General features: G+C 69.8%; 27 protein-coding genes and 1 tRNA gene. 18 read left to right on the plus strand and 10 right to left on the minus strand.

What is annotated here, in order from left to right; translation table 11 throughout:
• Positions 1-120: 120 nt before the first annotated feature.
• Complete coding sequence (locus Aut01nite_RS23275; RefSeq protein WP_043530240.1) at positions 121-1,332, minus strand: phytase; 1,212 nt, start codon at positions 1,330-1,332, stop codon at positions 121-123.
• A gap of 154 nt (positions 1,333-1,486) precedes the next feature.
• Between Aut01nite_RS23275 and Aut01nite_RS23280 the strand changes: the two genes are divergently transcribed.
• Positions 1,487-2,161 carry a hypothetical protein gene (locus Aut01nite_RS23280; RefSeq protein ID WP_052164323.1) on the plus strand — a complete coding sequence of 225 codons (675 nt, stop codon included), beginning with the start codon at positions 1,487-1,489 and terminating at the stop codon, positions 2,159-2,161.
• On the opposite strand, the gene Aut01nite_RS23285 is transcribed toward Aut01nite_RS23280, so the two are convergent.
• Entirely contained in the window at positions 2,152-3,486 is a 1,335-nt protein-coding gene (locus tag Aut01nite_RS23285; protein WP_152628982.1) for a serine/threonine-protein kinase, read from the minus strand. The two genes, Aut01nite_RS23280 and Aut01nite_RS23285, sit on opposite strands and share 10 nt — an antisense overlap.
• Before the next feature lie 41 nt (positions 3,487-3,527).
• On the opposite strand from Aut01nite_RS23285, the gene Aut01nite_RS23290 reads away from it, so the two are divergent.
• The 4 genes from Aut01nite_RS23290 to Aut01nite_RS23305 all read left to right on the plus strand — a co-directional run bounded on the left by Aut01nite_RS23290 (position 3,528) and on the right by Aut01nite_RS23305 (position 5,416).
• Positions 3,528-4,076 (plus strand): RNA polymerase sigma factor, encoded by a 549-nt coding sequence (locus Aut01nite_RS23290; protein ID WP_043530235.1) that lies wholly within the window; start codon positions 3,528-3,530, stop codon positions 4,074-4,076.
• A 79-nt stretch (positions 4,077-4,155) separates the two neighbouring features.
• A tRNA-Lys gene (locus Aut01nite_RS23295) sits at positions 4,156-4,227 on the plus strand.
• Between the two features lie 97 nt (positions 4,228-4,324).
• Positions 4,325-4,510, plus strand: coding sequence for a hypothetical protein (locus tag Aut01nite_RS23300; protein WP_152628981.1), 186 nt, complete (start codon positions 4,325-4,327; stop codon positions 4,508-4,510).
• A gap of 498 nt (positions 4,511-5,008) precedes the next feature.
• Positions 5,009-5,416: a RidA family protein gene (locus Aut01nite_RS23305; protein ID WP_043530232.1), complete on the plus strand. Its 408-nt coding sequence runs from the start codon at positions 5,009-5,011 to the stop codon at positions 5,414-5,416.
• On the opposite strand, the gene Aut01nite_RS23310 is transcribed toward Aut01nite_RS23305, so the two are convergent.
• The gene (locus tag Aut01nite_RS23310) at positions 5,417-5,809 is read right to left on the minus strand and encodes a winged helix-turn-helix transcriptional regulator (protein WP_043530230.1); all 393 of its coding nucleotides are present in this window, start codon (positions 5,807-5,809) and stop codon (positions 5,417-5,419) included.
• A gap of 496 nt (positions 5,810-6,305) precedes the next feature.
• On the opposite strand from Aut01nite_RS23310, the gene Aut01nite_RS23315 reads away from it, so the two are divergent.
• From Aut01nite_RS23315 to Aut01nite_RS23325, 4 genes are all read left to right on the plus strand, one after another.
• Positions 6,306-7,103, plus strand: a complete 798-nt coding sequence (locus Aut01nite_RS23315; RefSeq protein WP_083999709.1) for a CAP domain-containing protein — start codon at positions 6,306-6,308, stop codon at positions 7,101-7,103.
• 281 nt (positions 7,104-7,384) lie between these two features.
• Positions 7,385-7,753, plus strand: a complete 369-nt coding sequence (locus tag Aut01nite_RS23320) for a LamG-like jellyroll fold domain-containing protein (RefSeq protein WP_043530225.1) — start codon at positions 7,385-7,387, stop codon at positions 7,751-7,753.
• Positions 7,754-7,810: 57 nt separating this feature from the next.
• Positions 7,811-7,942, plus strand: a complete 132-nt coding sequence (locus Aut01nite_RS44390) for a hypothetical protein (protein ID WP_268871734.1) — start codon at positions 7,811-7,813, stop codon at positions 7,940-7,942.
• Positions 7,943-8,183: 241 nt separating this feature from the next.
• On the plus strand, positions 8,184-8,642 hold the full coding sequence (locus tag Aut01nite_RS23325) for a hypothetical protein (RefSeq protein ID WP_152628980.1): 459 nt from the start codon (positions 8,184-8,186) through the stop codon (positions 8,640-8,642).
• 4 nt (positions 8,643-8,646) lie between these two features.
• On the opposite strand, the gene Aut01nite_RS23330 is transcribed toward Aut01nite_RS23325, so the two are convergent.
• Positions 8,647-9,426: a L,D-transpeptidase family protein gene (locus tag Aut01nite_RS23330; protein ID WP_043530223.1), complete on the minus strand. Its 780-nt coding sequence runs from the start codon at positions 9,424-9,426 to the stop codon at positions 8,647-8,649.
• Between the two features lie 99 nt (positions 9,427-9,525).
• Between Aut01nite_RS23330 and Aut01nite_RS23335 the strand changes: the two genes are divergently transcribed.
• Both Aut01nite_RS23335 and Aut01nite_RS23340 read left to right on the plus strand, forming a co-directional pair.
• Positions 9,526-10,122 (plus strand): CGNR zinc finger domain-containing protein, encoded by a 597-nt coding sequence (locus Aut01nite_RS23335; RefSeq protein ID WP_043530221.1) that lies wholly within the window; start codon positions 9,526-9,528, stop codon positions 10,120-10,122.
• Positions 10,123-10,176: 54 nt separating this feature from the next.
• Positions 10,177-10,947: a zf-HC2 domain-containing protein gene (locus Aut01nite_RS23340; RefSeq protein WP_043530256.1), complete on the plus strand. Its 771-nt coding sequence runs from the start codon at positions 10,177-10,179 to the stop codon at positions 10,945-10,947.
• 3 nt (positions 10,948-10,950) lie between these two features.
• Here Aut01nite_RS23340 and Aut01nite_RS23345 read toward each other — a convergent pair whose 3' ends face one another.
• The 3 genes from Aut01nite_RS23345 to Aut01nite_RS23355 form a co-directional block, all read right to left on the minus strand.
• Positions 10,951-11,184 carry a hypothetical protein gene (locus Aut01nite_RS23345; protein ID WP_043530219.1) on the minus strand — a complete coding sequence of 78 codons (234 nt, stop codon included), beginning with the start codon at positions 11,182-11,184 and terminating at the stop codon, positions 10,951-10,953.
• A gap of 55 nt (positions 11,185-11,239) precedes the next feature.
• Positions 11,240-11,692 carry a large conductance mechanosensitive channel protein MscL gene (gene mscL, locus Aut01nite_RS23350; protein ID WP_043530254.1) on the minus strand — a complete coding sequence of 151 codons (453 nt, stop codon included), beginning with the start codon at positions 11,690-11,692 and terminating at the stop codon, positions 11,240-11,242.
• A 92-nt stretch (positions 11,693-11,784) separates the two neighbouring features.
• Positions 11,785-12,138 (minus strand): STAS domain-containing protein, encoded by a 354-nt coding sequence (locus Aut01nite_RS23355; protein ID WP_014687361.1) that lies wholly within the window; start codon positions 12,136-12,138, stop codon positions 11,785-11,787.
• Between the two features lie 166 nt (positions 12,139-12,304).
• Here Aut01nite_RS23355 and Aut01nite_RS23360 point away from each other — a divergent pair, with 166 nt between their 5' ends.
• From Aut01nite_RS23360 to Aut01nite_RS23385, 6 genes are read left to right on the plus strand one after another with little or no spacing between them, the layout of a single operon-like run.
• Positions 12,305-13,141, plus strand: coding sequence for an STAS domain-containing protein (locus Aut01nite_RS23360; protein WP_043530216.1), 837 nt, complete (start codon positions 12,305-12,307; stop codon positions 13,139-13,141).
• Position 13,142: 1 nt separating this feature from the next.
• Entirely contained in the window at positions 13,143-13,565 is a 423-nt protein-coding gene (locus tag Aut01nite_RS23365) for an STAS domain-containing protein (RefSeq protein ID WP_043530214.1), read from the plus strand.
• A complete protein-coding gene (locus Aut01nite_RS23370; RefSeq protein ID WP_043530212.1) occupies positions 13,562-13,966 on the plus strand; it encodes an ATP-binding protein in 405 nt (134 codons plus the stop codon). The genes Aut01nite_RS23365 and Aut01nite_RS23370 overlap by 4 nt, the downstream gene beginning before the upstream one ends.
• Positions 13,963-14,994: a SpoIIE family protein phosphatase gene (locus Aut01nite_RS23375; RefSeq protein WP_052164324.1), complete on the plus strand. Its 1,032-nt coding sequence runs from the start codon at positions 13,963-13,965 to the stop codon at positions 14,992-14,994. The genes Aut01nite_RS23370 and Aut01nite_RS23375 overlap by 4 nt, the downstream gene beginning before the upstream one ends.
• A complete protein-coding gene (locus Aut01nite_RS23380) occupies positions 14,991-16,334 on the plus strand; it encodes a sensor histidine kinase (protein WP_043530210.1) in 1,344 nt (447 codons plus the stop codon). The genes Aut01nite_RS23375 and Aut01nite_RS23380 overlap by 4 nt, the downstream gene beginning before the upstream one ends.
• Complete coding sequence (locus Aut01nite_RS23385; protein ID WP_043530208.1) at positions 16,331-17,875, plus strand: SpoIIE family protein phosphatase; 1,545 nt, start codon at positions 16,331-16,333, stop codon at positions 17,873-17,875. The genes Aut01nite_RS23380 and Aut01nite_RS23385 overlap by 4 nt, the downstream gene beginning before the upstream one ends.
• A 21-nt stretch (positions 17,876-17,896) precedes the next feature.
• On the opposite strand, the gene Aut01nite_RS23390 is transcribed toward Aut01nite_RS23385, so the two are convergent.
• Both Aut01nite_RS23390 and Aut01nite_RS23395 read right to left on the minus strand, forming a co-directional pair.
• Positions 17,897-19,066 carry a serine hydrolase domain-containing protein gene (locus Aut01nite_RS23390; RefSeq protein WP_083999713.1) on the minus strand — a complete coding sequence of 390 codons (1,170 nt, stop codon included), beginning with the start codon at positions 19,064-19,066 and terminating at the stop codon, positions 17,897-17,899.
• Between the two features lie 92 nt (positions 19,067-19,158).
• Entirely contained in the window at positions 19,159-21,213 is a 2,055-nt protein-coding gene (locus tag Aut01nite_RS23395; protein ID WP_043530206.1) for a S9 family peptidase, read from the minus strand.
• Between the two features lie 107 nt (positions 21,214-21,320).
• Between Aut01nite_RS23395 and Aut01nite_RS23400 the strand changes: the two genes are divergently transcribed.
• Entirely contained in the window at positions 21,321-22,403 is a 1,083-nt protein-coding gene (locus tag Aut01nite_RS23400; RefSeq protein ID WP_043530204.1) for an FAD-binding oxidoreductase, read from the plus strand.
• Positions 22,404-22,413: 10 nt separating this feature from the next.
• Here Aut01nite_RS23400 and Aut01nite_RS23405 read toward each other — a convergent pair whose 3' ends face one another.
• Positions 22,414-23,034: a dihydrofolate reductase family protein gene (locus tag Aut01nite_RS23405; protein WP_043530247.1), complete on the minus strand. Its 621-nt coding sequence runs from the start codon at positions 23,032-23,034 to the stop codon at positions 22,414-22,416.
• Positions 23,035-23,452 lie beyond the last annotated feature (418 nt).

The following is a 23,452-nucleotide window of genomic DNA, read 5'->3' on the forward strand; positions in this document are numbered from 1 at the left end:
GGAGCCGCGGCTCGAGAGTCAGGTAGGTCGCTGGTGCTGATGTGGGTGGTAGCGGCGGCTCGAAGCGTGTCGAAAAGGAAAGGCTGGCCTCGGGGAGGCCAGCCTTTTGTTTTTGTGGGGTTAGGAAGGGAGGTTCAGGGAGCGCCAGTCGACGTATTTGAAGTTGGTGCTGGTGCGGTTGTCGGCGGGGGTGTTCTCGCCGTCGTGGAGGACCAGGAGACCCTTGGGGTAGCCCGGGAGGGGGACCGAGGTGATGGCGGCGCCGTCGGAGTGCTGGACGCCGTCGGCCTTCTTGCCGTCAGTGACCTGGAAGATGGTGACGGGCTTGTTGGTGCGGCGGTCGTAGACGAAGAAGCGGCTGTCGCCCTGGCTGGAGACGATCAGGTAGCCGTCGCGCTTGCCCGTCGAGTAGATGGTGGCGCCCTCCACGTCGGCGGTGATGCGGCCGCCGAAGCCGGTCCGGTAGTCGACGGTGCACTCCTCCGTCTCCGGGTCGTAGGTGGCGGGCTCGCCGTACTCGCGGACGTGCTCCACGACGCGGGGGATGCTGCTGAACGTGCCGCCCTTCAGATTGATGCGCCAGAGGGCCACGTCCTCCTGGGCGGCGTAGAGGACGCCGGCTGCCGCGTCCACGACCATTCCCTCGACCTGAGGGTCCTCGCCGGGCTCGCCGCACGGGGCCCAGGTGGTGCCGTTCGGGAGACGGAAGGTCTTCGGCAGGTCGAGGGTGTCGGTGGTTCGGTAGGTGACCCTGCCGTTCCTCTCCTCGAGGCGGAAGATGCCGAGGCGGGTGCTGTGCCGGCGGCTGACCACGGCGTACCGGTCGTAGACGGCGACGCCGTATCCGGTGGCCTGTTCCTCGACCTCGGCCTGGTCCTTGGAGAACAACAGCGGAGCGTCGGCTGACGTGATGTCCGTCAGGCCACTCGGTTCGATCTTGTAGATACGCAGCTTGTCGAGGCCGCGGTCGGTGACCACGGCGACGTCGACCTTCCGCTTGCCGAACGTGAAGCCGGTCATGATGTCGACGTTGTTGAAACGGCCGCCCTCGGGCGTGGCGATCGACTGGATCTCGCGGCCCTTGAGGTCGTAGACACGCAGGCCACCGTTCTTGGCGGTGCCGATGACCAGGCTGCGGGCCTTGTCAGCCGAGTTGATCCAGATCGCGGGATCGTCGGCGTCCGCGTCGCCGCCGGCCTCGTCGTCGAAGAGGGCGGGAGTCTCGACGGTCGCCGTGATCTCGCGGGGCGGGCGCTGCGCGGCCAAAGCCGGTGCGCCGGCGGCGAGCGTGGTGAGGGCGACAAGCGCGGCGATGCCGGTAGTCCGTTGCATGGAAGACGACGATCCATGGTCGACCTGACCGCTGGATGGATGATTGCTTAACACCGCAGTGGCTGTTATCTATCCGTTACCAACGGTTGCGAACCGGAGATCTGGCAGCCGCATCGCACCAGGTGACCGACCGACATGCAGAAAGTTGACGAAGATGCGCCGCGCGATCCTGGCCCTCGCCGCACTGTCCGGTATCGCTCTCACCGCCGGCTGCGCCGGCGACCCTCAGCACGTCGCCGGTGAGGCCCGGCCGGCCGGGGGCGCCACCGCCGCCCCCTCGACCGCTCCCGCCTTCACTCCTGCCGTCTCCCCCGCCACCAGTTCCAGCCCGTCCGCCGGCTCGTCGCCCTCGCCGTCGAAGACCTCGGAGAAGCCGAAGAGCACCACGCTCGTGTTCGGCCCCACCGGCGTCGGCAAGCTGAAGATCGGGATGAGTGTGAAGGACGCCGTGGCCACTGGGGAGATGGGCTCCGTCGGCGCCGCGGAGCCCTCTGTCGAGGGTTGTGGCTCCTCGGTGATCAACGCCGCGAAGTCTGCGGACGTCAAGGCCATCCACTCGTCCGACCGGGGTCTCGTCTACATCCCCGCGTGGGGACGGGTCGCCACCCCGGAGGGCATCCGTATCGGCAGCACGTACGAGAAGGTGAAGAAGGCGTACCCCGATCTGGTCTTCCGCGTCCATGAGGAGAACTTCGTGTTCAATGGCGACGCGGACGCGTCCTCCGGGCGTGACGCCGGCGGCGACGAGGTCCACTACCGGTTCAGCTTCGACGACTACAAGCTCGTCGAGATGGCTCTCGAGCACGACCACCAGAACTGCTACGAGTGATCGACGCGCAGCGTGCGGAGCACGTCGTCGGTGCGGTCCGTGCCGACGCTGTCCTGGCGGATCTGCAGGTACACCCCCTCGAGGCCGGCGCGGGTGAGAAGCACCTCGCTGTACGAGACCGTCCCACCTGAGCAGGCGGTCCAACGCTGAACCTGTCCGGACCGGTCCACCGCGGTCACCTCGCGATCCGGCTGCCGTACACACCCCGGATGGGCCGGAAGCTTGGCCGCCGAGCCGGGTGCGAGCCACCGGCTGATCCCGGCGAACACCCCCGGCGAATCCGTGTCACTCAGATCGGCGCCGATCTGCAAACCCTCCTCGGTGGTGGACGGCATGCCCACCGAGGCGGGGTTCCAGCCGGAGTTCCGCAGCTGCCCGGCCCATCCGCCGGGCACCGCGAGCGACATCTTGGCGCTGGTGTCGGCGACCCGGACCCAGCCGTACGGGATGCTGCCCGGCACCGTCGCGCCGGCGGTCAAGACCAGCAGGCCCAGTACCGCCAGGACGCCTACGCCGCGGCGCAGGAACCGCAGCACCCGGTTCGGGCCCGCGATGGAAGCCTGCAGAGCCTCCGCGAAGGCGGCCGTCGACGGCCACCGGCGGTCCCGGTCGGCGTCCAGGGCGCGCATCACCACCCGGTCCACCTGGCGGGGCACCCCGGGACGGACCTTCGACGGCGCTGCCCGGCCCGGCTGCGGGGGCTGGCCGGTCAGCATCTGGTAGGTCATCGCGCCGATCGCGTGCACGTCGGCGCGTACGTCCAGGCCACCTCCGGGAAGGTGCTGTTCCGGGGCCATGTAGCCGGGGGTGCCGGCGACGACCGTGAAACCGGAAGCGTGCGCGATCTCCTTGGCCAGGCCCAGGTCGGCGACGAGCACCCGCTCAGCGCCGCGGACGGTGTCGAACAGCACGTTCGACGGCTTCAGGTCGCGGTGCAGAACCCCGGAGGCGTGCAGGACGCTCACGGCCTGGGCGATGTCCCCGGCGGTGCGCAGGGCGGTCCGGACCGGCATCGGGCCGAGCTCCAGGCGGTCGGCGAGGGTGCCGCCGGCCGCGTACGTCATCACCTGATAGGGACGCCCGTCCGGCAGTTCGCCGAAGTCGTGCACCCGGACCAGCCGCTCCGAATCGGCCCGGCGCAGCACCTGGGCCTCCTGCTCGAACCGGGCGCGCACATCCGGGTGGTGCGCCCAGTTCTCGGCCAGAATCTTGATCGCCACCTGCGATTCCAGGACGTCGTCCTCGGCCAGCCAGACCGTGGCGAACGCGCCCGACCCGAGGCGTTCGGTGATCCGGTATCGGCCGATCATGGTTGGTACCCGCACGCTCGTATTATCAGCTGAGTTGAATATTGAACGGGGGCGGCGTGCGGGACGATCAACAGGAAGAATTGGCGAGACTCGCGGCAGCGGGTGACAACGCGGCGCTGGAGGCGTTGCTGGCCGGGATCAGGCCGCGGGTGCTGCGGCAGTGTTCGCGGTTCCTGCCCTGCTACCAGGACGCTGAAGAGGCCTGCCAGGACGTGTTGCTCCAGGTGGCCCGGAACATCCGGAACTTCGAGGGCCGGTCGAAGTTCACCACCTGGCTGCACGTGATCGTCGCCAACGGTTCACGGCAGACGTACCGGACCTTGAAACGCCGCGCCGCCGAGCAGGGCTACGCGGAGATGCCGGTCGAGGTTGCGGACGCGCGAACCACCAGCGTGATCGCCGGTTCCCGCCTCGACCTGCTGGACGCGCTGGAACGGCTGGAGGCGTCCCGGGCCGAACTGGTGGCCCCGATGGTGCTGCGGGACATCTGCCAGCTCGACTACCGAGAGATCGCCACCCACCTGGGTATCCCGGAGGGCACCGTGAAGTCCCGGATCCACCAGGCCCGGAGCCAGGTCCGGGAGTATCTGCTGGCCGGTCTGTGAGGCGGTAACTCGAAGGCGCGACACCAAGGACGGGTGCAATGATTGCGTGACGGAGCAGGGTGGGTAACCTTGCATCCGCGGGCTGCTAGCTCAATGGCAGAGCTGTGGACTTTTAATCCATAGGTTCAGGGTTCGAGTCCCTGGCGGCCCACTGGTTCACCTGGTCAGCGCTGGTCTTCCGGCGCTGACCAGTTCTGTTTCCGGGGCCGTACAGCAGCAAGTACAGCAGCCCAGCTTCGGGAGGCGTGATGACCGAGCGCGTGATCGCTGATCGGCTCCTGCTTGTCGACACGGTCGACCGGTGGTTCCACCTGGAGGAGCCGACCTTCGTCGACGCCGGGCAGGCGTACTGGATCGACCGCTCGACAAGCGAGCTGTGCGTCGATCGAGGCGACGGCCGGGTCTCCCGGCACGCCGGCGCGATGTGTCGGTAATCAGTGATCAAGGGACTCGCCCAGTTTCTTGAGAGCCGCGCGGGTGGTCGCCGAGGACACCACCGTGTGATCTCCATGGTGATCGAGAACTGGGCGTGCCGGAGGATCTGCCTGAGCACAGCCCGGGAACTGCTGGAGGAGCATCTGCGGGCGCCGGGTGCGCGCAATCCGCCGGGCGCGCATAGCTGAAGGGAGGCCTGTTCGTCGTCGTTGCGTTCCACGCTGTGCGAGGTGCGAGGTGGGAGGCAGCAGTCGCCCCCGGGCTGGTCGCATGTGTCGCGACACGTCGTGTCGAGGGCAAGGAGGAAATAGGGCGGCGTGTGTGTGCGTGGCCGCTTCCTCGGAAGGGCTGCCCGTCTTCGTAGGTCTGCGGTGAGCTACATCTTCTGCCCGGTCACCTTTCGGTTACCTAGTCACGAAAAAGTGCGTTCTTCCGCTGGTCAGGAAAGATCTCCTATGGTTTCCGAGTAACTGAAAGAGAGTACGGAGGTACGCGTCATGGCCGTAACCCTGGTGAACCCGAGCGGACTGCCGGAGATCCCGATCTACCGGCAGGTGTCGGTGGCGACCGGCTCGAAACTGATCCACGTCGCGGGTCAGGTCGCCTGGGACGAGACGGGCACAACGGTCGGCGAAGGTGACCTCGCCGCCCAGGTCGAGCAGGCCTACCTCAACGTCGGCGCCGCCCTGGCCGGCGTCGGCGCGACCTTCGCCGACGTGGTGAAGCTGACCGTGCACGTCGTCGACTGGCAACCCGAGCAGATGCCGCTGCTGCTGGACGGGATCGCCCGCGCGGCGGCGAAGCTGGGCATCACCCCGGCCGCGCCGGCGTCACTGTTCGGCATCGTCGCACTGGACGTGCCGGAACACCTCGTGGAGGTGGAGGCGGTCGCCGTCCTCGACTGATCAGCCGGCCGGGTCGCGGAAACTGCTGCGGGACGACTCGATGTGGCCCAGGTAGCGCTGAGTCCAGCCGCACATACCGTCGACCACTGCACGCAAACCCTCGCCTGCCTCGGTAAGGGTGTATTCAACGCGCGGCGGGACGGTGGGGTGGATCGTTCGCTCCACCAGCCCGTTGCGTTCCAGCATTCGCAGGTTCTGGGTGAGCATCTTGTGGCTGATGCCGCCGACCTCGTTGCGTAGTTCGGTGAAACGCATGGTGCGCTGCCCCAGGAACTCGATGATCAGGAAAGCCCACTTGTTGGCCACGTCCGAGAAGATCTCCCGCGCCAGCGAGTCCGCCCGGGCCAGGTCGGCCTCCGGTGGGAGTGCGCTGATCTCCTGCCGCGTTCCCATCCTGCACTCTCCTCCGGTTCCTCACTAACCAGCAGAGAGTAATGCCTCGCAGGGCCTCGCCAACAGCTACCGCGCGCCAGCGCAGCGGGAACCGCCGTGGGCGGTAGATCCTCACGCAGGCGCCGGAACGGCAGGGTGGGCTCGGCGTCGACGGCCCACAGGTTCAGGATTCGAGCTCCTTGGCGGCCCACTGTTCGGACCGAGAGCCGCGGCCCGTCACACGGGTTGATCCGCGGCGGTAGGTGCGTGTCGCGCCGATGTGCCCGCCTTCAAGATCCGTTCAGGTGGTCAGGCTCGTTTCCGGGGTGGTACGCCTCGATCGCTGCGGTGGATGGGCCGGTGGGGCGGCGACCGTTAGTTCTTGATGAAGCAAACCTTAATGATCTCTTAGTATCGATTTCCGCCCGGTTCTGGAGTGAATAGTAGGTCGGCTGCTTCCGGCGTCCCGGAAGGTCCAGCAGTACCGCTGTCCCGCGAGCCGACGAGGTGAAAGTCCGTGCCCATCCCCCCGAACCGGCGGATCCGCTACACCCTGACGATCGTCGGGGCTCTCGGCTTGATCGGCGCCGGTTCCGCCACGATTGTCGCGGGCAGCGGTGTCGGGGATCGGGAGGTGCGCCTGACGGCGGCCGCTCCCGGCACCACGACGCCTGTCGACACCGTCGCGACGGGCGAGGCCCCGGATGGCGCACCGGTCACGGCACCGAGCACGCAGCCCACGACATCGAAGCCGGCCGTGCCGTCGGCGTCGGCCTCCGCGTCGCTGGCGCCGCCGCCGAGTGCCCGGGTGACCGTCCGGCCGTCGACCCAGCCGACGTCGGCGACGGCGAAGCGGCGCACCAAGTCGCCCACGGCGGCACCGACGTCGACGACCAAGGCGCCGTCCGGCGGCGGCAGCACCTCCTCTTCCTCGGTCAACGCCGAGGTGATCCGGCTGGTCAACGTGGAACGGCAGAAGGCCGGCTGTTCCGGCCTCAGCAGCGAGTCGCGGCTGGAAGCGGCGGCGCAGAAGCACTCCGATCTGCAGGCCGCACAGAACAACATGTCGCACCAGCTGCCCGGGGAGGCCAGCATGGGCGACCGGGTCACCGCCGAGGGGTACCGGTGGCGAGGCGTCGCCGAGAACGTCGCCGCCGGTTACACCAGCGCGGCGAGCGTCATGGACGGCTGGATGAACAGCCCCGGTCACAAGGCCAACATCCTCAACTGCGGTTACACGGAGATCGGCGTCGGCTTGGCGAAGTCCTCCTCGGGCACGCTCTACTGGACCCAGAACTTCGCGACGCCGGCCTGACACATCCGACGTGACCACGCGGCCTCGGGGATCTGCGGCACCGGGCCGCGGGGTGACCTGCAGCGGATCCACAGTGGGACGCATGCGAATTGGTGGATCTGTAGCGGGTTCGCTTCCCGGGTGACTGACCGGCGGGTCGTTCACCACCGGGAAGCCGCGGTTCCTGCTGCGGGAGCACATTCAAACCACGGTGCGACGGTACGCGGGACGCGTCGCCGCCTGAGATGTGGCGAACGAGGCGCTGAACAACGACGGCAGTCTCCGCACCGGTCCGGCAGCAGGTGCTTTCCGCCGCGGCTCCGGCCCTGAACACCTGGACCCCTCTCGTCGCGGTGTACGACGCCCGAGCCGGGCAGCTCTGCCTCTACGTCGACGGCGTACGGCAGGGCAGCCCGGTCGCGGCCACCTCCTGGGCGTCCACCGGCAGGTTTCATGTCGGGCGGTCCGGGACGGGCGCCCGGTTCAGTGGGGCCCTCGACGAGGCGCGGGTCTACGCCTCGGCGTTGTCCCCGGCCGCCGTCACCGCGCTGGCCGCCGGCCGCGCGGTGATGTGGGTCGGTTCACCAGGGCTGGACGTGCGGAGAGCTTCCGGGAACTCGTCCGCCAGGCGCGGGTGGCTGTGGCGGACCCGGACGGTGGCGTGGGGCTAGTCCGGCCTGATCGGGGCGACGCTGCGCGGTCAGCTCGCCGATCCCGCCCTCGCCGACGTGCTCGCGCCCGGTGAGGTGGAGTGTGCCAACGCCCGCGGGCTGCTCGCCGAGTTGACGGCGGCGGCGCGGCAGGTGCTGGCCCGGGCCCGCGCCGAGGGGGCCGATCCGGGTCGATGTCACCCCGGATGACCTGCACAGGCTGACCTGCGGAATCACGTATGCGATGACCAGCGGTGGCGACGCCGGCCCGGACGCCCTCGATCGGTACCTGGAGGTCGTGATGCGGGGGATCCGGCCCTGATCAGCAGGGGCGGACACGGTCGGGTTAACCGGGAACGTCGGAAATTTCGGGCTGACCGAAGGCGTGTATTCGGTGGTGGCCGGCGGCGGGACGTGCCAGGGTTTCGAGGTGACCGCGTTCCGTGCGGTCTTGCGAACGGAGAGTGCGTTGTCGGTGTACGACCCTGGGCAGCTCGTGGCCGGGTTCCGGTCGATGAGCATGTTGGCCGGTCTCGTGGAGCGGGGCGGGCGGCCGGCGCCGGTGAGCCCGACCATCCCGCTGCGGGCCGGGGAGAAGCAGTACGGCTGGTTTCCCGTCGACGTGACCGGCGCCGGGCGAAAGCTCGCGGTGATCACCAGTCAGCGTTTGATCCTGGGCGACGACGAGTACCCGCTGCGGTCGGTGTGCGGTCTGCGGCCGCGGCCGGAGGACTGGGCGCTCACGGTGGACGCGCGCGGCGGCCGGTCGGTGGAGATCGTCGGGCCGTGGGTGCCGTGGCTCGGTGTGGTGCTCTGCGCGGAGATCCACGGCGCGGCCTGGCCGCCCGGTTACGCCCCGGTGATCCCGGCGCCGCGCCGTCGGCCCCGCACCCTGGAGACCATCCAGTAACCGGTCAGTAGACCCAGACCCGGCTCTTCAGCGGGATGGCGTCGTGGGACCACAGCCAGTTCATCGCGGCGACCGAGACGCGGGCGCAGCCGTGCGACGCGGGATAGGGCGGCACGCTCGGGGCGCCGTGCACGGCGATGCCGCCGTTGAAGTATTTCGGCCGCCAGAGCAGGCCGAGTGGGGCGTCACGCCAGCCGTCGATCTGGCGGCTCACCGTGAACCTGCCGCGCGGGGTGTCGGCCAGGAAGGTCTCGCCCTCCTGCTCGTAATACTCGTTGGAGCCGGTGGACGTGTTGAAGATCTGGGCCACCCGCCCGTCCTCGACCAGGAGCAGAAGCTGGCGTTTCAGGTCGATCTCGACGAGGTCGCCGGCTCGTGAGCGCGGCTCGGGGCGTACCCCTTGGTCCAGGGCTTTCCAGGTGGCCGGGCCGACAGTGCCGTCACGGCCGATGCCGGCGGCTTTCTGCAGCGCGTAGACCGCCTGCTGGGTGGTGCCGCCGAACCTGCCGTCGGCCTTGTCGATCCAATATCCCAGCTCGGTGAGGCGCTGTTGCAGCTCGAGCACCACGGCACCCTTGGCGCCGCTCTTGAGTTTGGCGGGGCGTTCCGGCAGTGCGGGGGCCGGGGTCTGCGCGGAGGGGTACGCCGAAGGCGCCGGCGCCGACGACATGGCTGGTGAGGGCGACGGCGAATAGCGGGCCGGCCCTTTCGAGGGGGAGTCGCACCCGGCTGCCAGCGTCACCGCCACCACGACGGCGAACACGGTCGCCAGAGCTCTGCGCACAGGTGAAGTCTAGATACCCATTTACGATCGTCCACCTGTTAACGGCGATCGACCACCCGCGCGAGTGATCGGGGTAAAAGAGCCGAGTAGTCTTTGGATATGTCATGGAAGGCCTGCGCGCGGCACGGCGTTCGGGAGGCGCCGAACGGTTTCGCTCTCGTTCAGGAGTTACTGAACACCCGGGCGGCGATGCCGTACGCGCCGGACCTGCTGGCCACCACCGATGACGCCCAGTGGTGGGTCACCGACGCGCTGGGCATCTGGTCGCGGATCTCCGGGCTGCCGGCGCCGACCCTGCTGCTCTCCACCGCCGACCTGCGCTCGATGCGCCGGCTGCGGGCCGCCTTCGAATACGTCGTGGCGGCCGGGGCGAGCCCCGAGCCGGAGCACGCGTTGCCGCCGGCCGACGTGCAGGTGAGCCTGGTGCCGGACGGGACCGGCTGGGTGCGGGTGGTGCCGACCGGCCGGGGTGTCCGCTGGCTGGCGTCGGCGCTGTGGGCCGAGGTGCTGCTGGCCCAGCAGGCGGGATTCTGGCCGCGGTTGAAGCTCTGCAACAACCAGGCGTGCCGGGCCGCGTTCTTCGACACCTCGCGGAACAACAGCGGCGTCTGGCACGACGTCAGCACCTGCGGCAACACGGCGAACCTGCGAGCGTTCCGGGAGCGGCGGCGACTGCTCGGCCAGGAACGTCAGTGACAACGATGACCATCCCGCGGGAACTCTGACGGCGTCGTGCGCGACTATCAGTTCATGGCATGTGAGCGGTGGCGCGAGATGCTCTCCGCGCAGTTGGACGGTGAGGACGACCCGGTGCTGCGCCCGCTGGTCGACGAGCATCTGGCGGGCTGCGCCGGCTGCCGGGACTGGCTGGACCGGGCCGCGGTGGTGAACCGGCTGACCCGGACGGCTCCCGTGCCCGAGGTGCCGGACCTCAGCGCGGCCATCCTGGCCGCGCTGCCGCCGCAGGCGGCTCCGCGCCGGCGCGGGCGGGTGCCGGTGCAGGCGGTTCTTCACGTGGCGCTGGCGCTGGTCGGCGCGGTGCAGCTGATCCTCGGGCTGACCCAGGTCGGTGGCGGGGTGAGCGCCGGGCACGCGCACAACGGGCTGAGTGCCACCCAGGGCCACCTCTGGCACGAGTCGGCGGCGTGGAACGTCGCGGTGGGCGCGGGCTATCTCTTCATCGCGCTGCGTCGGACCAGGCCGGCTGGGCTGCTGCCGATGCTTACCGCGTTCGTCGGGATGCTGCTGCTGATCTCGGTCACCGACCTTACCGGCGGGCGGGTCGACGTGACCAGGCTGGTCGGCCACGGCTTCGTGATCGTGGGCTATCTGCTGGTGGTGGCGCTGGCACGCGGGGTGGGCGGCGCGGGGGCACCGCCCGGCGCACGTGCCGGCTCGGGCTGGCGGGCGCGTTTCGACAGCCCGGCGCCCGAGGTGGACGAGCTCCGTCCGGGGCTGCGGCTGCTGCCGCCACCGCGTGGCCCGCTGACCGCCCGGCGCCAGGACCGGGAAGCCGCCTGACGCTCAGCGATCCGCCGGACGGACCGACAGCTCGCGCCACTCGTCCGGGCCGGCCAGCAGGGCGCGGACCATGTCGTAGGCCGCGTCCTCGCTGTCGTGCTCGAAGAAGTGGGAAGGGCCCTCGGAGCCGCCGGCGCGCTGCTCCACATACCACTGATCGCCGCTGGTCCGTAAGTAGACATCCTTACGGGCCAGCCGGCCCCACTTGCCGTTCCACCAGTGCTTACGCTGCTCCATCCCGGCACTGTATCGAACATTTGTTCGAACCGTGCCGGGAGGGCGGGATCTTTTTTCAGTACTTCCTCGGGGGCTCCGGGTTGCGGCCCAGCACCTCGTCGAGGGCGCTGTTGGAGACCTGGTGGCCCTGGCCGCGCAGCAGCGCGTCGCGGATCTCGGTGAGCAGTTTGACCTCTTCGCTGGGGGCCTTCGGCGGCGGCTCCTCGCCGCGGCGGCGGCGCTCGGCGAGCCTGTTGAGCGGGAAGACCACCAGGAAGTAGAGCACCGCGGCGGTCAGCAGGAAGGTGATGAGCGCGTTGATGAAGGACGCGTAGTCGAAGACGACGTCACGAACCTCCCACGTGCCCGCGGTGACGCCCTTGCCGCCACCCGCCAGCTGGATCAGCGGCTTCAGGAAGGCGTCGGTGAACTTGGTGACGACCGTGGTGAAGGCAGCACCGATCACGACGCCGACCGCGAGGTCGACGACGTTGCCGCGCATGATGAAGTCTTTGAAGCCTTGGAACATCTTGCTCACGAACACACTCCCGGGGGCCGGTTGGCAGATCCGGAGACGAGGTGCCCGTCACCGGTCGACGACAAACTACGCCGACCGGTGCCTCAATCGAGGGCAGGCTCCTCGGCGGTGACCGCCTCGTCGACCGTGGGATAGGTGTGCAGCACCTCGACCAGCCCGCTCACCTCGAGGATGCGGAGCACGCCACGCTGCGGGGCGGCCAGCCGGACGGTGCCGCCGGCGTCGTCGGTGCTGTTCTTCGCGCGGACGAAGACCGAGAGGCCGGTCGAGTCACAGAAGGACACCTCGGCGAGGTCGAAGACCAGCCGGGTCCGGCCCTTCTCCAGCAGGTCACTGATCTGATCCTGCAGCTGGGGGGCGGTGGCCATGTCGAGCTCACCTGCGACCGACACGACCACCATGTCACCGCGCTGTTCAGTTTGTACCGTAAGGGACATTCGCCGACCTCCAGTTATTGCTGAACGGTACTCCACGTACCCGATGGTGTGCAGAACGGGACCGGCCTTTGAGCCGCGTCCGTTACTTGGCTTACAGCAACTAACGGACATGCTGATGGTAAAGTCCGGCCGTTGCGCTCAGATCGTGTGGTGGGAGGAAGCAGCGATGTCGCTGAGTCCGGACGAGGCGAGTCGCTTCGCTGAACTGCTCAACCGGCACGCGGAGCCCGTCGTGGCCCGCTGGACCGAGCTGGTGACGGCAGGACTGCGTGGGCGGCTGAGCAGCGCCGAGCTGCGCCGCCAGACGGCCGACCTGCAGCATGCCTTCCAGCAGGCGCTCGCCGCCGGGGCCACCGACCTGGGCGACGAGGCGGCAGCCGAGCTGCGCGCCCAGCTCAGCGAGCTCTCCAACGGCCGGGCCCGGCAGGGCTTCAGCGCCACCGAGACGGCGATCAGCATCTACGCCTTCAAGGAGGCGACGCTGGAGGCGCTCGGCGACCAGAGCGACGTCGCCGCTCTGAAGGAATACCTGGCCTTCTCCTCGTTCGTGGACCGGGCCGCGCTGTTCACCTTCGACACCTACGTGCGGGTCCGTGAGTCGATCATCGCGGATCAGACCGAGCAGCTGCTCGAGCTCTCCACCCCGGTGGTGAAGCTGTGGGAGGGCGTGGTCGCGGTGCCGCTGGTCGGCACGCTGGACTCGGCCCGCGCCCAGGTGGTGATGGAGCGCCTGCTGCAGACCCTGGTCGACACCAGCTCGCCGTACGCGATCATCGACATCACCGGTGTGCCGGCGGTGGACACCCAGGTCGCGCAGCACATCCTGAAGACCGTGGTGGCGGCCCGCCTGATGGGCGCCGACTGCATCATCTCCGGTATCCGCCCGCAGATCGCGCAGACCATCGTCGCGCTCGGCATCGAGTTCGGTGACATCGCCACCAAGGCGTCGCTGGCCGACGCGCTGCGTCACGTCATCGGCCGGCAAAAGCGTACGGAGCGCTGACGTGGAGCGTGTCCCGGTCCTGAAGATCGGGGACATCCTCCTGGTCTCCATCCAGATCGACATGGAGGACCAGGTCGCCCTGCAGCTGCAGGAGGACCTCGCCGAGCGGATCGTGGCGACCGGTGTGCACGGCGTGATCATCGACATCAGCGCGCTCGACATCGTCGACTCGTTCGTCGGGCGGACGATCGCCGCCATCGCCTCCGTCTCCCGGGTGCTGGACGCCGAGACCGTGGTGGTCGGCATGCGGCCCGCGGTGGCGATCACCCTGGTCGAGTTGGGTCTGTCGCTGCCGGGTGTCCGGACCGCGCTCAACGTCGAGTTGGGCATCGCGCTACTGGGCCGCCGTGAGACGGTCACCATCGACGGTGACGACGAGCCGGCCGACGACGGATCCGATCCGGCAGCGGTACACACGTCGTGAGTGACGACAGCCAGCGCCTTCCGGTAACGACCGATCAGGACGTCGTTCGCGTCCGGCAGTTGGTGCGTACCGTCGCGGTGGCGGTGAAGCTGTCTCTGGTGGATCAAACGAAGATCGTCACCGCGGCGAGCGAGCTGGCCCGCAACACCCTGGTCTACGGTGGTGGCGGCGAGGTCGAGGTGAGCCGGGTCCAGAACGACCGGCGAGCCGGCATCCGGATCGTCTTCGCCGATCAGGGGCCGGGCATCATCGATCTGGAGTTGGCGCTCACCGACGGTTACACCACCGGCGGCGGTCTCGGTCTGGGTCTGAGTGGCGCACGTCGCCTCGTCGACGAGTTCGAGATCGACACCGAACCGGGCAAGGGTACGACCATTACGATCGTCAAGTGGTGCCGATGAGCGGAGGCGCGGTGGCGTCCCTACCCGAAGGACTCGCTCACGGAGGGGTCTGGTTGCGGGTGGAGGAGCCGGGAGCGGCCTCTGCCGTACGCCGGACCGCCGAACGCCTGGCCGCCGACCTGGCCATGCCGGAGAAACGCATCGCGGATCTCTCCATCGTCGCCGCCGAGGCGAGCGGAAACCTGGTCAAACACGCTGTTCAGGGCACCGTCCTGGTGCGGGCGGTGCGTGCCGACGACCAGGCCGGCGTCGAGTTGGTCCTGGTCGACAGCGGGCCGGGGATGCTCGACGTGCAACGGTCGATCGGTGACGGGCACTCCACGGCCGGGACCCTGGGCATCGGCTTCGGCGCGATCCTGCGCCAGGCCAGCCGGTGGGACCTGCATTCGGTGCCGGGCAAGGGCACGGTGATGACCGTGCAGGTGTGGCCGGGCACCGCGCCGGAGCCGGCCTGGGCGGCAGGCGTGACCCGGCCGTTGACCGGGGAGACGGTGAGCGGCGACGCGATCGCCGCCCGGATCGTCGAGGGCCGGCGGCAGATCCTGGTCAGTGACGGTCTCGGGCACGGTGGTCTGGCCGCTGCCGCGTCGCACGAGGCGGTGCGGGCGTTCGGGACGGCGCCTGCCGCGCCGCCGGCGCAGGTGGTGGAGGTTCTGCACAACGCTCTCCGGCACACCCGTGGCGCCGCGCTCGCCGTCGCCGACATCGACGTGGCGGCCGGCGTCGTGCGGTACGCGGGGCTGGGCAACATCTCCGGCACGCTGCTGGCACCGGACGGCAGCCGGCGCGGCATGGTCTCGATGCCCGGCATCGCCGGGCACCAGCGGCGGCAGATCCGGGAGTACGACTATCCCCTCGCCCCCGATGCCGTCGTGCTGATGCACACCGACGGGGTGGTCGACCGCTGGAACCCGGTGGACTATCCGGGCCTGTTCAGCCACACGCCCGAGGTGATCGCGGCGACCGTGCTGCGGGACGCGGGCACCCGCCGCGACGACGCCGGCGTGCTGGTGGCGCGAGTCTCATGACCGCTGAGCCGCTGATGCGTATGCGCCTGCGGGTCGAGCAGGACATCTTCGTGGTGCGGCAGTTGGGGCGAGAGGTGGCCCGGGCGGTCGGTCTGGAGTCGCAGGACCAGACCCGGATGGCCACCGCGCTCAGCGAGGTGGGCCGGGTGCTGCTCGCCTCCGGCCGGGACACGGACGTGGCGTTCAGCATCGAGCCGATCGGGGTACCTACGCTCCTCGTGACGATGGCGCAGCCGGGCGCCGGGACGGCGATCCGGCTCGCTGGGCAGTTGCAGCTGGTCGGCCGTCTGGTCGACACGATGGAGGTCGACGATGGCAGCTCCGGAACGGTCGTGCGGATGGCGCGGCGATTGCCGTCGGGCGCTCCTCGGCTGACCCCCGATCGGATGGACGAGATTCGTGACGGCCTGACCCAGCATGTGCCCGGCACCCCTCTGGATGAGCTGGCGGTTCAGAACCAGCAGCTCATCACGGCGCTCGACGAGGTGCGCGCACAGCGCGACGACCTGGCCCGGCTCAACGCCGAGCTGGAGGAGACCAACCGCGGCGTGATGGCCCTCTACAACCAGCTCTCCCAGGAGCTGGAGGAGACCAACCGGGGCGTGGTCGCGCTCTACGCCGAGCTGGACGAGAAGTCGGCGCAGCTGCGGGCGGCAAGCGAGGCGAAGAGCCGTTTCCTGGCCAACGTCAGCCACGAGCTGCGCGCCCCGGTCACCGCGATCATCGGCCTGGGCCGGCTGCTCACCGACTCCGGCTCGGACGAGCTCACCAGCGAGCAGGCCCGCCAGGTCGACCTGATCCGCACCTCGGCCAGCGACCTGCTCACCCTGGTCAACGACCTGCTCGACCTGGCGAAGGCGGAGGCCGGCCGGATCGAGCCGAACTGGTCCGAGGTGGATCTCAAGGCGATGTTCGGCCAGTTGCGCGGCACGCTGCGGCCGATGGTCACCCGGCCCGAGGTGGAGTTGGTGGTCGACGAGCCGACCCTGCCGGTGCTGCGCTCCGACGAGGTGCTGCTCGCCCAGGTGCTGCGTAACCTGCTGACCAACGCGCTGAAATTCACCGAGACCGGATCGGTACGCCTCAGCGTGCGCCCGATCGACGGCGACGCCGAGTTCGTGGTCGCCGACACCGGCACCGGCATCCCACCCGAGCTGCAGGAACGCATCTTCGAGGAGTTCTACCAGGTGCCCGGCAGCAAGCCGGTGAGCGGCAAGGGCACCGGTCTCGGCCTGCCCTACGCGCGGCGCCTGGCCGGCATCCTGGGCGGTGGCCTGCGGGTCGACTCCGCGCCCGGTGAGGGCAGCACTTTCACCCTCCGGTTGCCGATCACGTCATGACCGACTCGCGGGCCCCGGCCACCCTGCTGGTCGTCGACGACAGCGCGACCAAGCGCTATCTGCTGGTGAGCTGGCTCAGCCGGGCCGGTTTCACGGTCCGGGAGGCGGAGACCGGGGGCGAGGCGCTGACCCGCCTGCTGGAGACCGAGATCGATCTGGTCGTGCTGGACGTGAAGCTGCCGGACATGAGCGGTTTCGAGGTCTGCGAACGGATCAAGACCGATCATCGGTACGGGGTGCTGCCGGTGATCCACGTCTCCGCGCACGCCGTGGACGTCAACGACCGTACCCAGGGACTCAACCGCGGCGCCGACGCCTACCTGGTCGAACCGATCGAACCGGACGAGCTGATCGCGACGGTGCAGGCCGTGCTGCGCTACTACCGCGCCCGGCAGCGTGCCGAGCAGCTCGCCGAACGGATGGTCAAGCTGGCCGAGACCACCTTGGCGATCAACTCGGCGGCGAACCTCCCGTCCCTGCTGGCGGCGGCCGCCGAGGGCGCCTGGAACATCTTCGGCGGCCCGGTGGCGGTGGTCGCGGAGACCTCCGAGGGCGAGAGCCTGGCCGCGGTGGGGAACCCGGCGGGGGTACGCCGATGGGCCGTCCCCGGGGAGCCGGTGGCCGTCGGATCGCTGGTGCGCAGCGACGAGCCCGCCGACTGGGGCGTGGTCGACTGGCCGGCCGGCGAGACGGTCGCGGTTGCCGCGGCCCGGCTGCGTGCCGACCGCCCGCCGGTCTACGTCGCCGTCCCGGGCAGCTCGCAGATGCCCGGCTTCCCGGTGCTGCGGCAGCTCTCGCAGGCGGTCGCGGCCGCGGTGGAGGCGCAGCGCTCCTTCGACGAGGAGCACCGGATCGCGGTCACCCTGCAACGCAGCCTCCTGCAATCCCGGCTGCCCGAGGTGCCGGGCCTGGACCTGGGCGTGCTCTACGAGCCGGCCGGCTCGCAGACCGAGGTGGGCGGCGACTTCTACGAACTGACGGTGGTCGGCGACCGACTGCTGGTGGCGATCGGTGACGTGGCCGGGCACTCGCTGCACGCCGCGACGGTGATGGCGGAGATCCGGCACGCGGTACGCGCCTACGCCATCGAGGGGCACTCGCCGGGCGCGGTGCTGGAGCTGGTCAACCGGTTCATGCGGACCGTGCTGCCGGCCGACTCGGCGACGCTGTGCCTGCTCACCCTGGAACCGGCGACCGGCCTGATCCGGATGGCGTCGGCCGGGCACCTGCCGCCGCTGGTGCACGTCGACGGCGAGGTGCGGTTCCTGGAGCCGCGCGGGGCGCTGCTCGGCCTCGCCGCGCCGCTGCGGGCCGAGGTGGAGTACGTGCTGCCGCCCGGCGGCACTCTGGTGCTCTACACCGACGGGCTGATCGAACGCCGGGACATCGACATCGACGAGGGGATGCGGGCGCTGGCCGAGCAGGCCGGCACGGTCGAACCGGACCTGGACGACTTCTGCCGCCGCCTGCTCGCCCAGCTCACCGGAGCCAGGGAGCAGGCGGACGACATCGCCGTCGTCGCGGTCCGCCGTACCGTCTAGAAGTGGGCGGTTCGGCCCCCCTCACGCACAGAAGGTCTCGTCGATGAGAGCCTGCATCGCCTCGCGGAAGGCGCCGGCCTGCGTCTGCGCGACGTCGTCGACGTAGGTGAGCGAGGCGGTCAGGGTCCGGTCGCCGTCGAGCGTGCTGTACATCATCGTCGCGTACCCCTGGACGCCGCCGTTGTGGGTCACGATCGGGGTGCCGCAGGCGGGCAGCGGGAACGGCGACGGGGTGCTGCCGTCCTGCACGAACAGGCCCAGGCCGTAACCGATCTTCGCGTTCGGGGTGCGCATCTCGGCCAGCAGCCGCGCCGGCAGGAGTCTGCCGCTCATCAGGGCCGAGATGAACGTTCGCAGGTCCCCGGTGGTCGAGATCATGTCGCCGCCGCCACCGATCCAGGACGGGTTCTGTCGGGTGACGTCGACGGTCCGGCCGTCGTAGCGGTAGTAGGCGTGTGCGTGCGGCCCGGGGATCTCCGGCGACGTGCCCGGCGCCGTGGTGTCCCGCATGCCGAGCGGGCGCAGGATCCGCCGTTGCAGTTCGGCGGCGAACGGGCGGCCGGTGACCTCCTCGACCAGCAGCCGGGCCAGCACGTAGTTGGTGTTGGAGTAGCCCCAGTCGGTGCCGGGGGTGAAGCGCAGCGGGTGGGACAGCGCCAGGCGTACCAGATCCTCAGGCTGGTAGGTCTTGAACCGGTCCCGCACCCACTCCCCACCGGACCAGACGATCCCCGGAACCAGCGTGCCGTCCGGGTCGTAGTCGCCGGTGAAGTTGAAGACACCGCTGGTGTGCTGCAGCAGCATCCGCAGCGTGATCCGCTCGTCCAGCCCGTACCCGGGGAGATGCCCGGCGACCGGCTCGTCCAGGCCGATCCGGCCCTCGGCCACCAGTTGAAGGGCGATGGTCGCGATGAACGTCTTGGTGGCGCTGCCCACCCGGAACCGGCCGTTCACCGGCGGCGCGCCGGGTCTGCCCAGCTCACGCACACCGGCGCTGCCGGCCCAGTCGCGTCGGCCGTCGGAGACACGGACCTGGACCCCGGTGAAACCGGAGCCGGCGATCTCCTCGACCACCTGCCGGAGCTCCGCCCGGTCGATTCCGTCGGCCCGCGCGGGGGCGGCCGTGCCGGTCAGGAGAGTGGCGGCCAGGGCGGCCGTTCCGGCGAACTTCGTCGCAGTCGCTGTCGTCATGTGGACCACGATCACGGTCGGCTCTGACACGAGACCGCCACGGCACTGACACGGCCTGCGGGGTACGGGCGGACCCGTACCCCGCGAGGTTTTCAGGCCTTCAGGACGTCGATGATCCAGGCGAGGTTGAAGGCCTCTTCCTTCCACGAGTCGTAGCGGCCGCTCGGGCCCGCGTGACCGGCGCCCATCTCGGTCTTGAGCAGGTAGTCCCCCTCCGGGGCGACCGACCGCAGCCGGGCGATCCACTTGGCCGGCTCGTGGTAGAGGACCCGAGTGTCGTTGAGGCTGGTCACCGCGAGGATCCGGGGATAGTCCTGTTTGGTGACGTTCTCATAGGGGCTGTAGGACTTCATGTAGGCGTAGACCTCGGCCGACTCGAGCGGGTTGCCCCACTCCTCCCACTCGGTGACCGTCAGCGGCAGCGACGGGTCGAGGATCGAGGTGAGCGGATCCACGAACGGCACCTCGGCCAGGATGCCGGCGAACCTCTCCGGTGCGATGTTGGCGACGGCGCCCATCAGCAGGCCACCGGCCGAGCCACCCCGGGCGACCAGCCGGGACGCGGTGTTCCAGCGGTTGCGGATCAGGGCCTCGGCGGCCGCCACGAAGTCGGTGAAGGTGTTCTTCTTGGCGAGCATCTTGCCGTGCTCGTACCACTGGCGGCCCATCTCGCCGCCGCCGCGCACGTGCGCGATGGCGAAGACGACGCCGCGGTCCAGCAGGGACAGGCGCGGAATCGAGAAGTACGGGTCGATCGAGTGCTCGTAGGAGCCGTATCCGTAGAGCAGCGCCGGCGCCTCTTTCGGCACACCCTTGCGCGCCACGATCGAGATCGGGATCCGGGTGCCGTCGGGAGCCGTCGCCCACTCGCGGAACTGCTCGTAGGCGTCCGGGTCGTAACCGCCCAGCACCGGCCGCTGCTTGCGCAGCGTCTGCACCCGCGTGTTCAGGTCCACGTCGTAGACCGAGTCGGGAGTGATCAGCGAGGTGTAGGTGATCCGGACCGAGGACGTCTCGTACTCCGGGTTGGCGGTCAGGCCGACGCTGTAGAGCGGCTCGGGGAACGCCATGTCGTAGGACGCGGTGCTGCCGTCGGTGAGCACCCGCAGGCCGGTCAGGCCGTCGCGGCGCAGCGAGATCACCAGGTGGCGGGCGAACGCGTCCACCGACTCCAGCCGGGTGCCCGGCTGGTGCGGGATCATCTCGATCCACTCGCCGGGGTTGTCGGCGGAGGTCCAGGACAGGGCGAAGTCCTCGGCGTCCTGGTTGTGCAGGATCAGGAACCGGTGGCCGTGGTGCTCGATCGAATACTCGACGCCCTGGCGGCGCTCGGCGATCAGGACCGGATCGGTGGACGGCGCGTCGGCCGGGATCACCCGCACCTCGGAGGTGACCTTGCTGTGCGCGTCGATGACGATGAACTTCTCGCTGCGGGTCAGGTCGACGCCCACCCAGAACCGCTCGTCCGGCTCCTCGAAGACCAGCTCGTCGTCGGTGCCGCCGATGGTGTGCCGCCACACCCGGTGCGGCCGCCACGCGTCGTCGACGGTGATGTAGAACAGCACGCTGCCGTCGGCCGACCAGGCGCTGCCGTAGAACACGTCGGTGATCTCGTCGGCCAGCACCTCGCCGGTCGTCAGGTTCTTGACCCGGAGGGTGAACCGCTCGTCGCCGTCGAAGTCGGTGGAGTAGGCCAGCCAGTCGCCGTCGGGGCTCACGTCGAAGGTGCCGAGCGCGAAGAAGTCCTTGCCCTCGGCGAGCTCGTTGCCGTCGAGGAGGACCTGCTCGCCGGGCTTGTCGTCACCCATCGGAGGGGCGGTCTCACCGGGGCGGACCGGCACCCGGCAATGAATCCCGTACTGCTTGCCCTCCTCGGTGCGTGTGTAGTACCAGAACGCGCCCTTGCGCGACGGCACCGAGAGGTCGGTCTCCTGCGTGCGGGCCTTGATCTCCTGGAAGATCGTCTCGCGGAGCGGCTCCAGATGGGCCGTCGCCTGATCGGTCCAGGCGTTCTCCGTCTCCAGGTGGGCGATGGTCGCCGGGTCCTCCTTGGCCATCAGCCACGCGAACTCGTCGGTGACCGTGTCGCCGTGGAAGGTGCGCTCCGTGGGCGCCTGGCGAGCGATGGGTGGACCTTCAATCGTCACCGGAAACACGTTACCGCCCGAATTTCCGACACACACGAACCTCGGTCATTCGAACATGTGTACGATGTGCCAGAGTGGACGATCTTCAGCGTGGGGAGGCTTCGGACGTGAGCGGTTCCCTTCTCTCCGATCTGGTGGAGATCTGCGGTCCGGGCTCCGCGCGTGTCGAGGGCGCCGGCTTCGTCGCGGCTCCGGCCACCCCGCGATCGCTCGCCGCGCTGCTGGTCCTCGCGGGGAAACACGGGCTCAGCGTCCGGCCGCGCGGCTCCGGCAGCAAGTTCTTCTGGGGCCCGCCCGCGCCACCCGCCGACATCCTCATCGACACCGCGCGCCTCAACGGACTGTGGGGCCACGACGGCTCGACGGCGATGGTGGCCGCCGGCACCCCGGTCGGCGCCGCCCAGGCCGCGTTGGCCCTGCACGGCAAACGTCTCACCCTCGACCCGCCGTCCCGGGGCGCCACCATCGGCGGCGTGCTCGCGCTCAACGAGGCCGGCCCGCTGCGCCACCAGTTCGGCCCGCCCGGCGGGCAGGTCCTGCGCACCGACCTGATCGATCCATCGGGCGAGGCGCTGCGGGTCGAGGGGTGGGAGGGCGGCGACGGGGTGATCACCGCGGCGGTGCTGCCGGTGGAGCCGATCCCGGCATCGCGGTGCTGGGTGGTCCGTCCGGTGTCGACCCCGACCGAGGCCGGTGACCTGGTCGCCGCGGCCACCCGGGATTTCTCGCCGAGCGCGGTCGAGATGGACCTGCCGGCCGCCGGCGCCGGCACGCTCGCGCTGCTGCTGGAGGGCGCGCCCGACTGGGTCGCGACCAGTGCCGGCCGCCTGGCCCGGCTCCTCGGCGGGTCCGCCGGCCTGCAGTCCGCGGCGCCCGCCTGGTGGGGGCGTTATCCGTTCGTTCCCGGTGACGTGGTGCTGCGGTTCCGGGTGCGCTCCTGGGATGTCCCGGCCGTCGTCTACACCGTGCTCGACGCGGTCGGGGCGGCGGCGGTGCCGGTCCGCGGGTCGGCGGGCGCGGGCGTGCTGCACGCCGTGCTGCCGCGCGGGGTGAGCGCGGCACGCGTCGGCGACATCGTGGTGGGCCTGAAACAGGTGCTGATGGCGCGGCGCGGCCAGATCGCGGTCCTGACCGCACCGCCCGAGCTGGCAGCGGAGATCGAGATGGCCCGTCCGGCGGACATGTTCTAGGCGTTCCGGCCTAGGTCCTGCTCAGGACCGGGATGACGGCGGCGGTCTCGGCGGCCAGATGGCGGCCCATCCGGGCGACCTCGCCGACGGCATAGGTGAGGTAGGCGAACTGACCGACCTCACGCACCCCGGTGAGGATCAGGTCGTCGACGAGGACACGCCGGCGCATCATCGGGACGCCCGAGCCGAGGATCGTCGGCGCGATCCCCAGGATGATCTCGTCGAGCAGGTCCTCCGCGACGAACTGACTCACCAGGTCGCCGCCGCCGGCCAGCCAGACGTTCTTGCCCTGGGCCGCGACGACCATCGCCTCGTGCACCCGGCGGACATCCCCACTGATCATGAACACGTTGGCGTCCGGCACCGGCGGCAGGTCCCGGTGGGTGAAGACCCAGCACGGGACCTCGCCGTACATGTCGTGCCAGTTCTCCGGCTCCTCCAGCAGGTTGTCGTGCTCGAGGATCCATTCGTAAGTGGTCGCCCCCATGGCGAACGCGCCGACGCCCTCGAAGAACTCGCCGAACGGGTTCTCGGTGCCCTCGTCCACCTCGAAGAGCCAGTCCAGCGAGTTCTTCTCGTCGGCGGTGAAGCCGTCGATGCTGGTGGCGGTGTAGTACTGCGTCTTCGCCATGAGAAACACCATGCCATGACCAGGCCGACAAAAAGGGCGGATCGATCAGGACGGTCGAGTCACCCCGGCCGGGGTGCCGGTGGCGGGCAGGGCGTTGCCGCACCCGGCCCGCCACCGTCACCGGCATGGGACCCGCCACATCCGGTTTCACCGGCGGCGGGCCCCACACCGTACTCCAACGCACGAGGCGGCGGGATCGACTCTCACATCTCGGATTCCCCGCGAAGGGGTGAGCGTCGATGCTGCTCACGGCGCGATGCCGGCACGCGCGATGTCGCTCCGAGCGCGATGTCGCTCCGAGCGCGATGTCGCTCCAAGTGCGAGGCTGCACCCGGCACCCGGCACCCGGCACCCGGCACCCGGCACCCGGCACCCGGCACCCGGCACCCGGCACCCGGCACCCGGCACCCGGCACCCG

The sequence above is a fragment of the Actinoplanes utahensis genome, assembly GCF_016862455.1.
Classification (GTDB): domain Bacteria; phylum Actinomycetota; class Actinomycetes; order Mycobacteriales; family Micromonosporaceae; genus Actinoplanes; species Actinoplanes utahensis.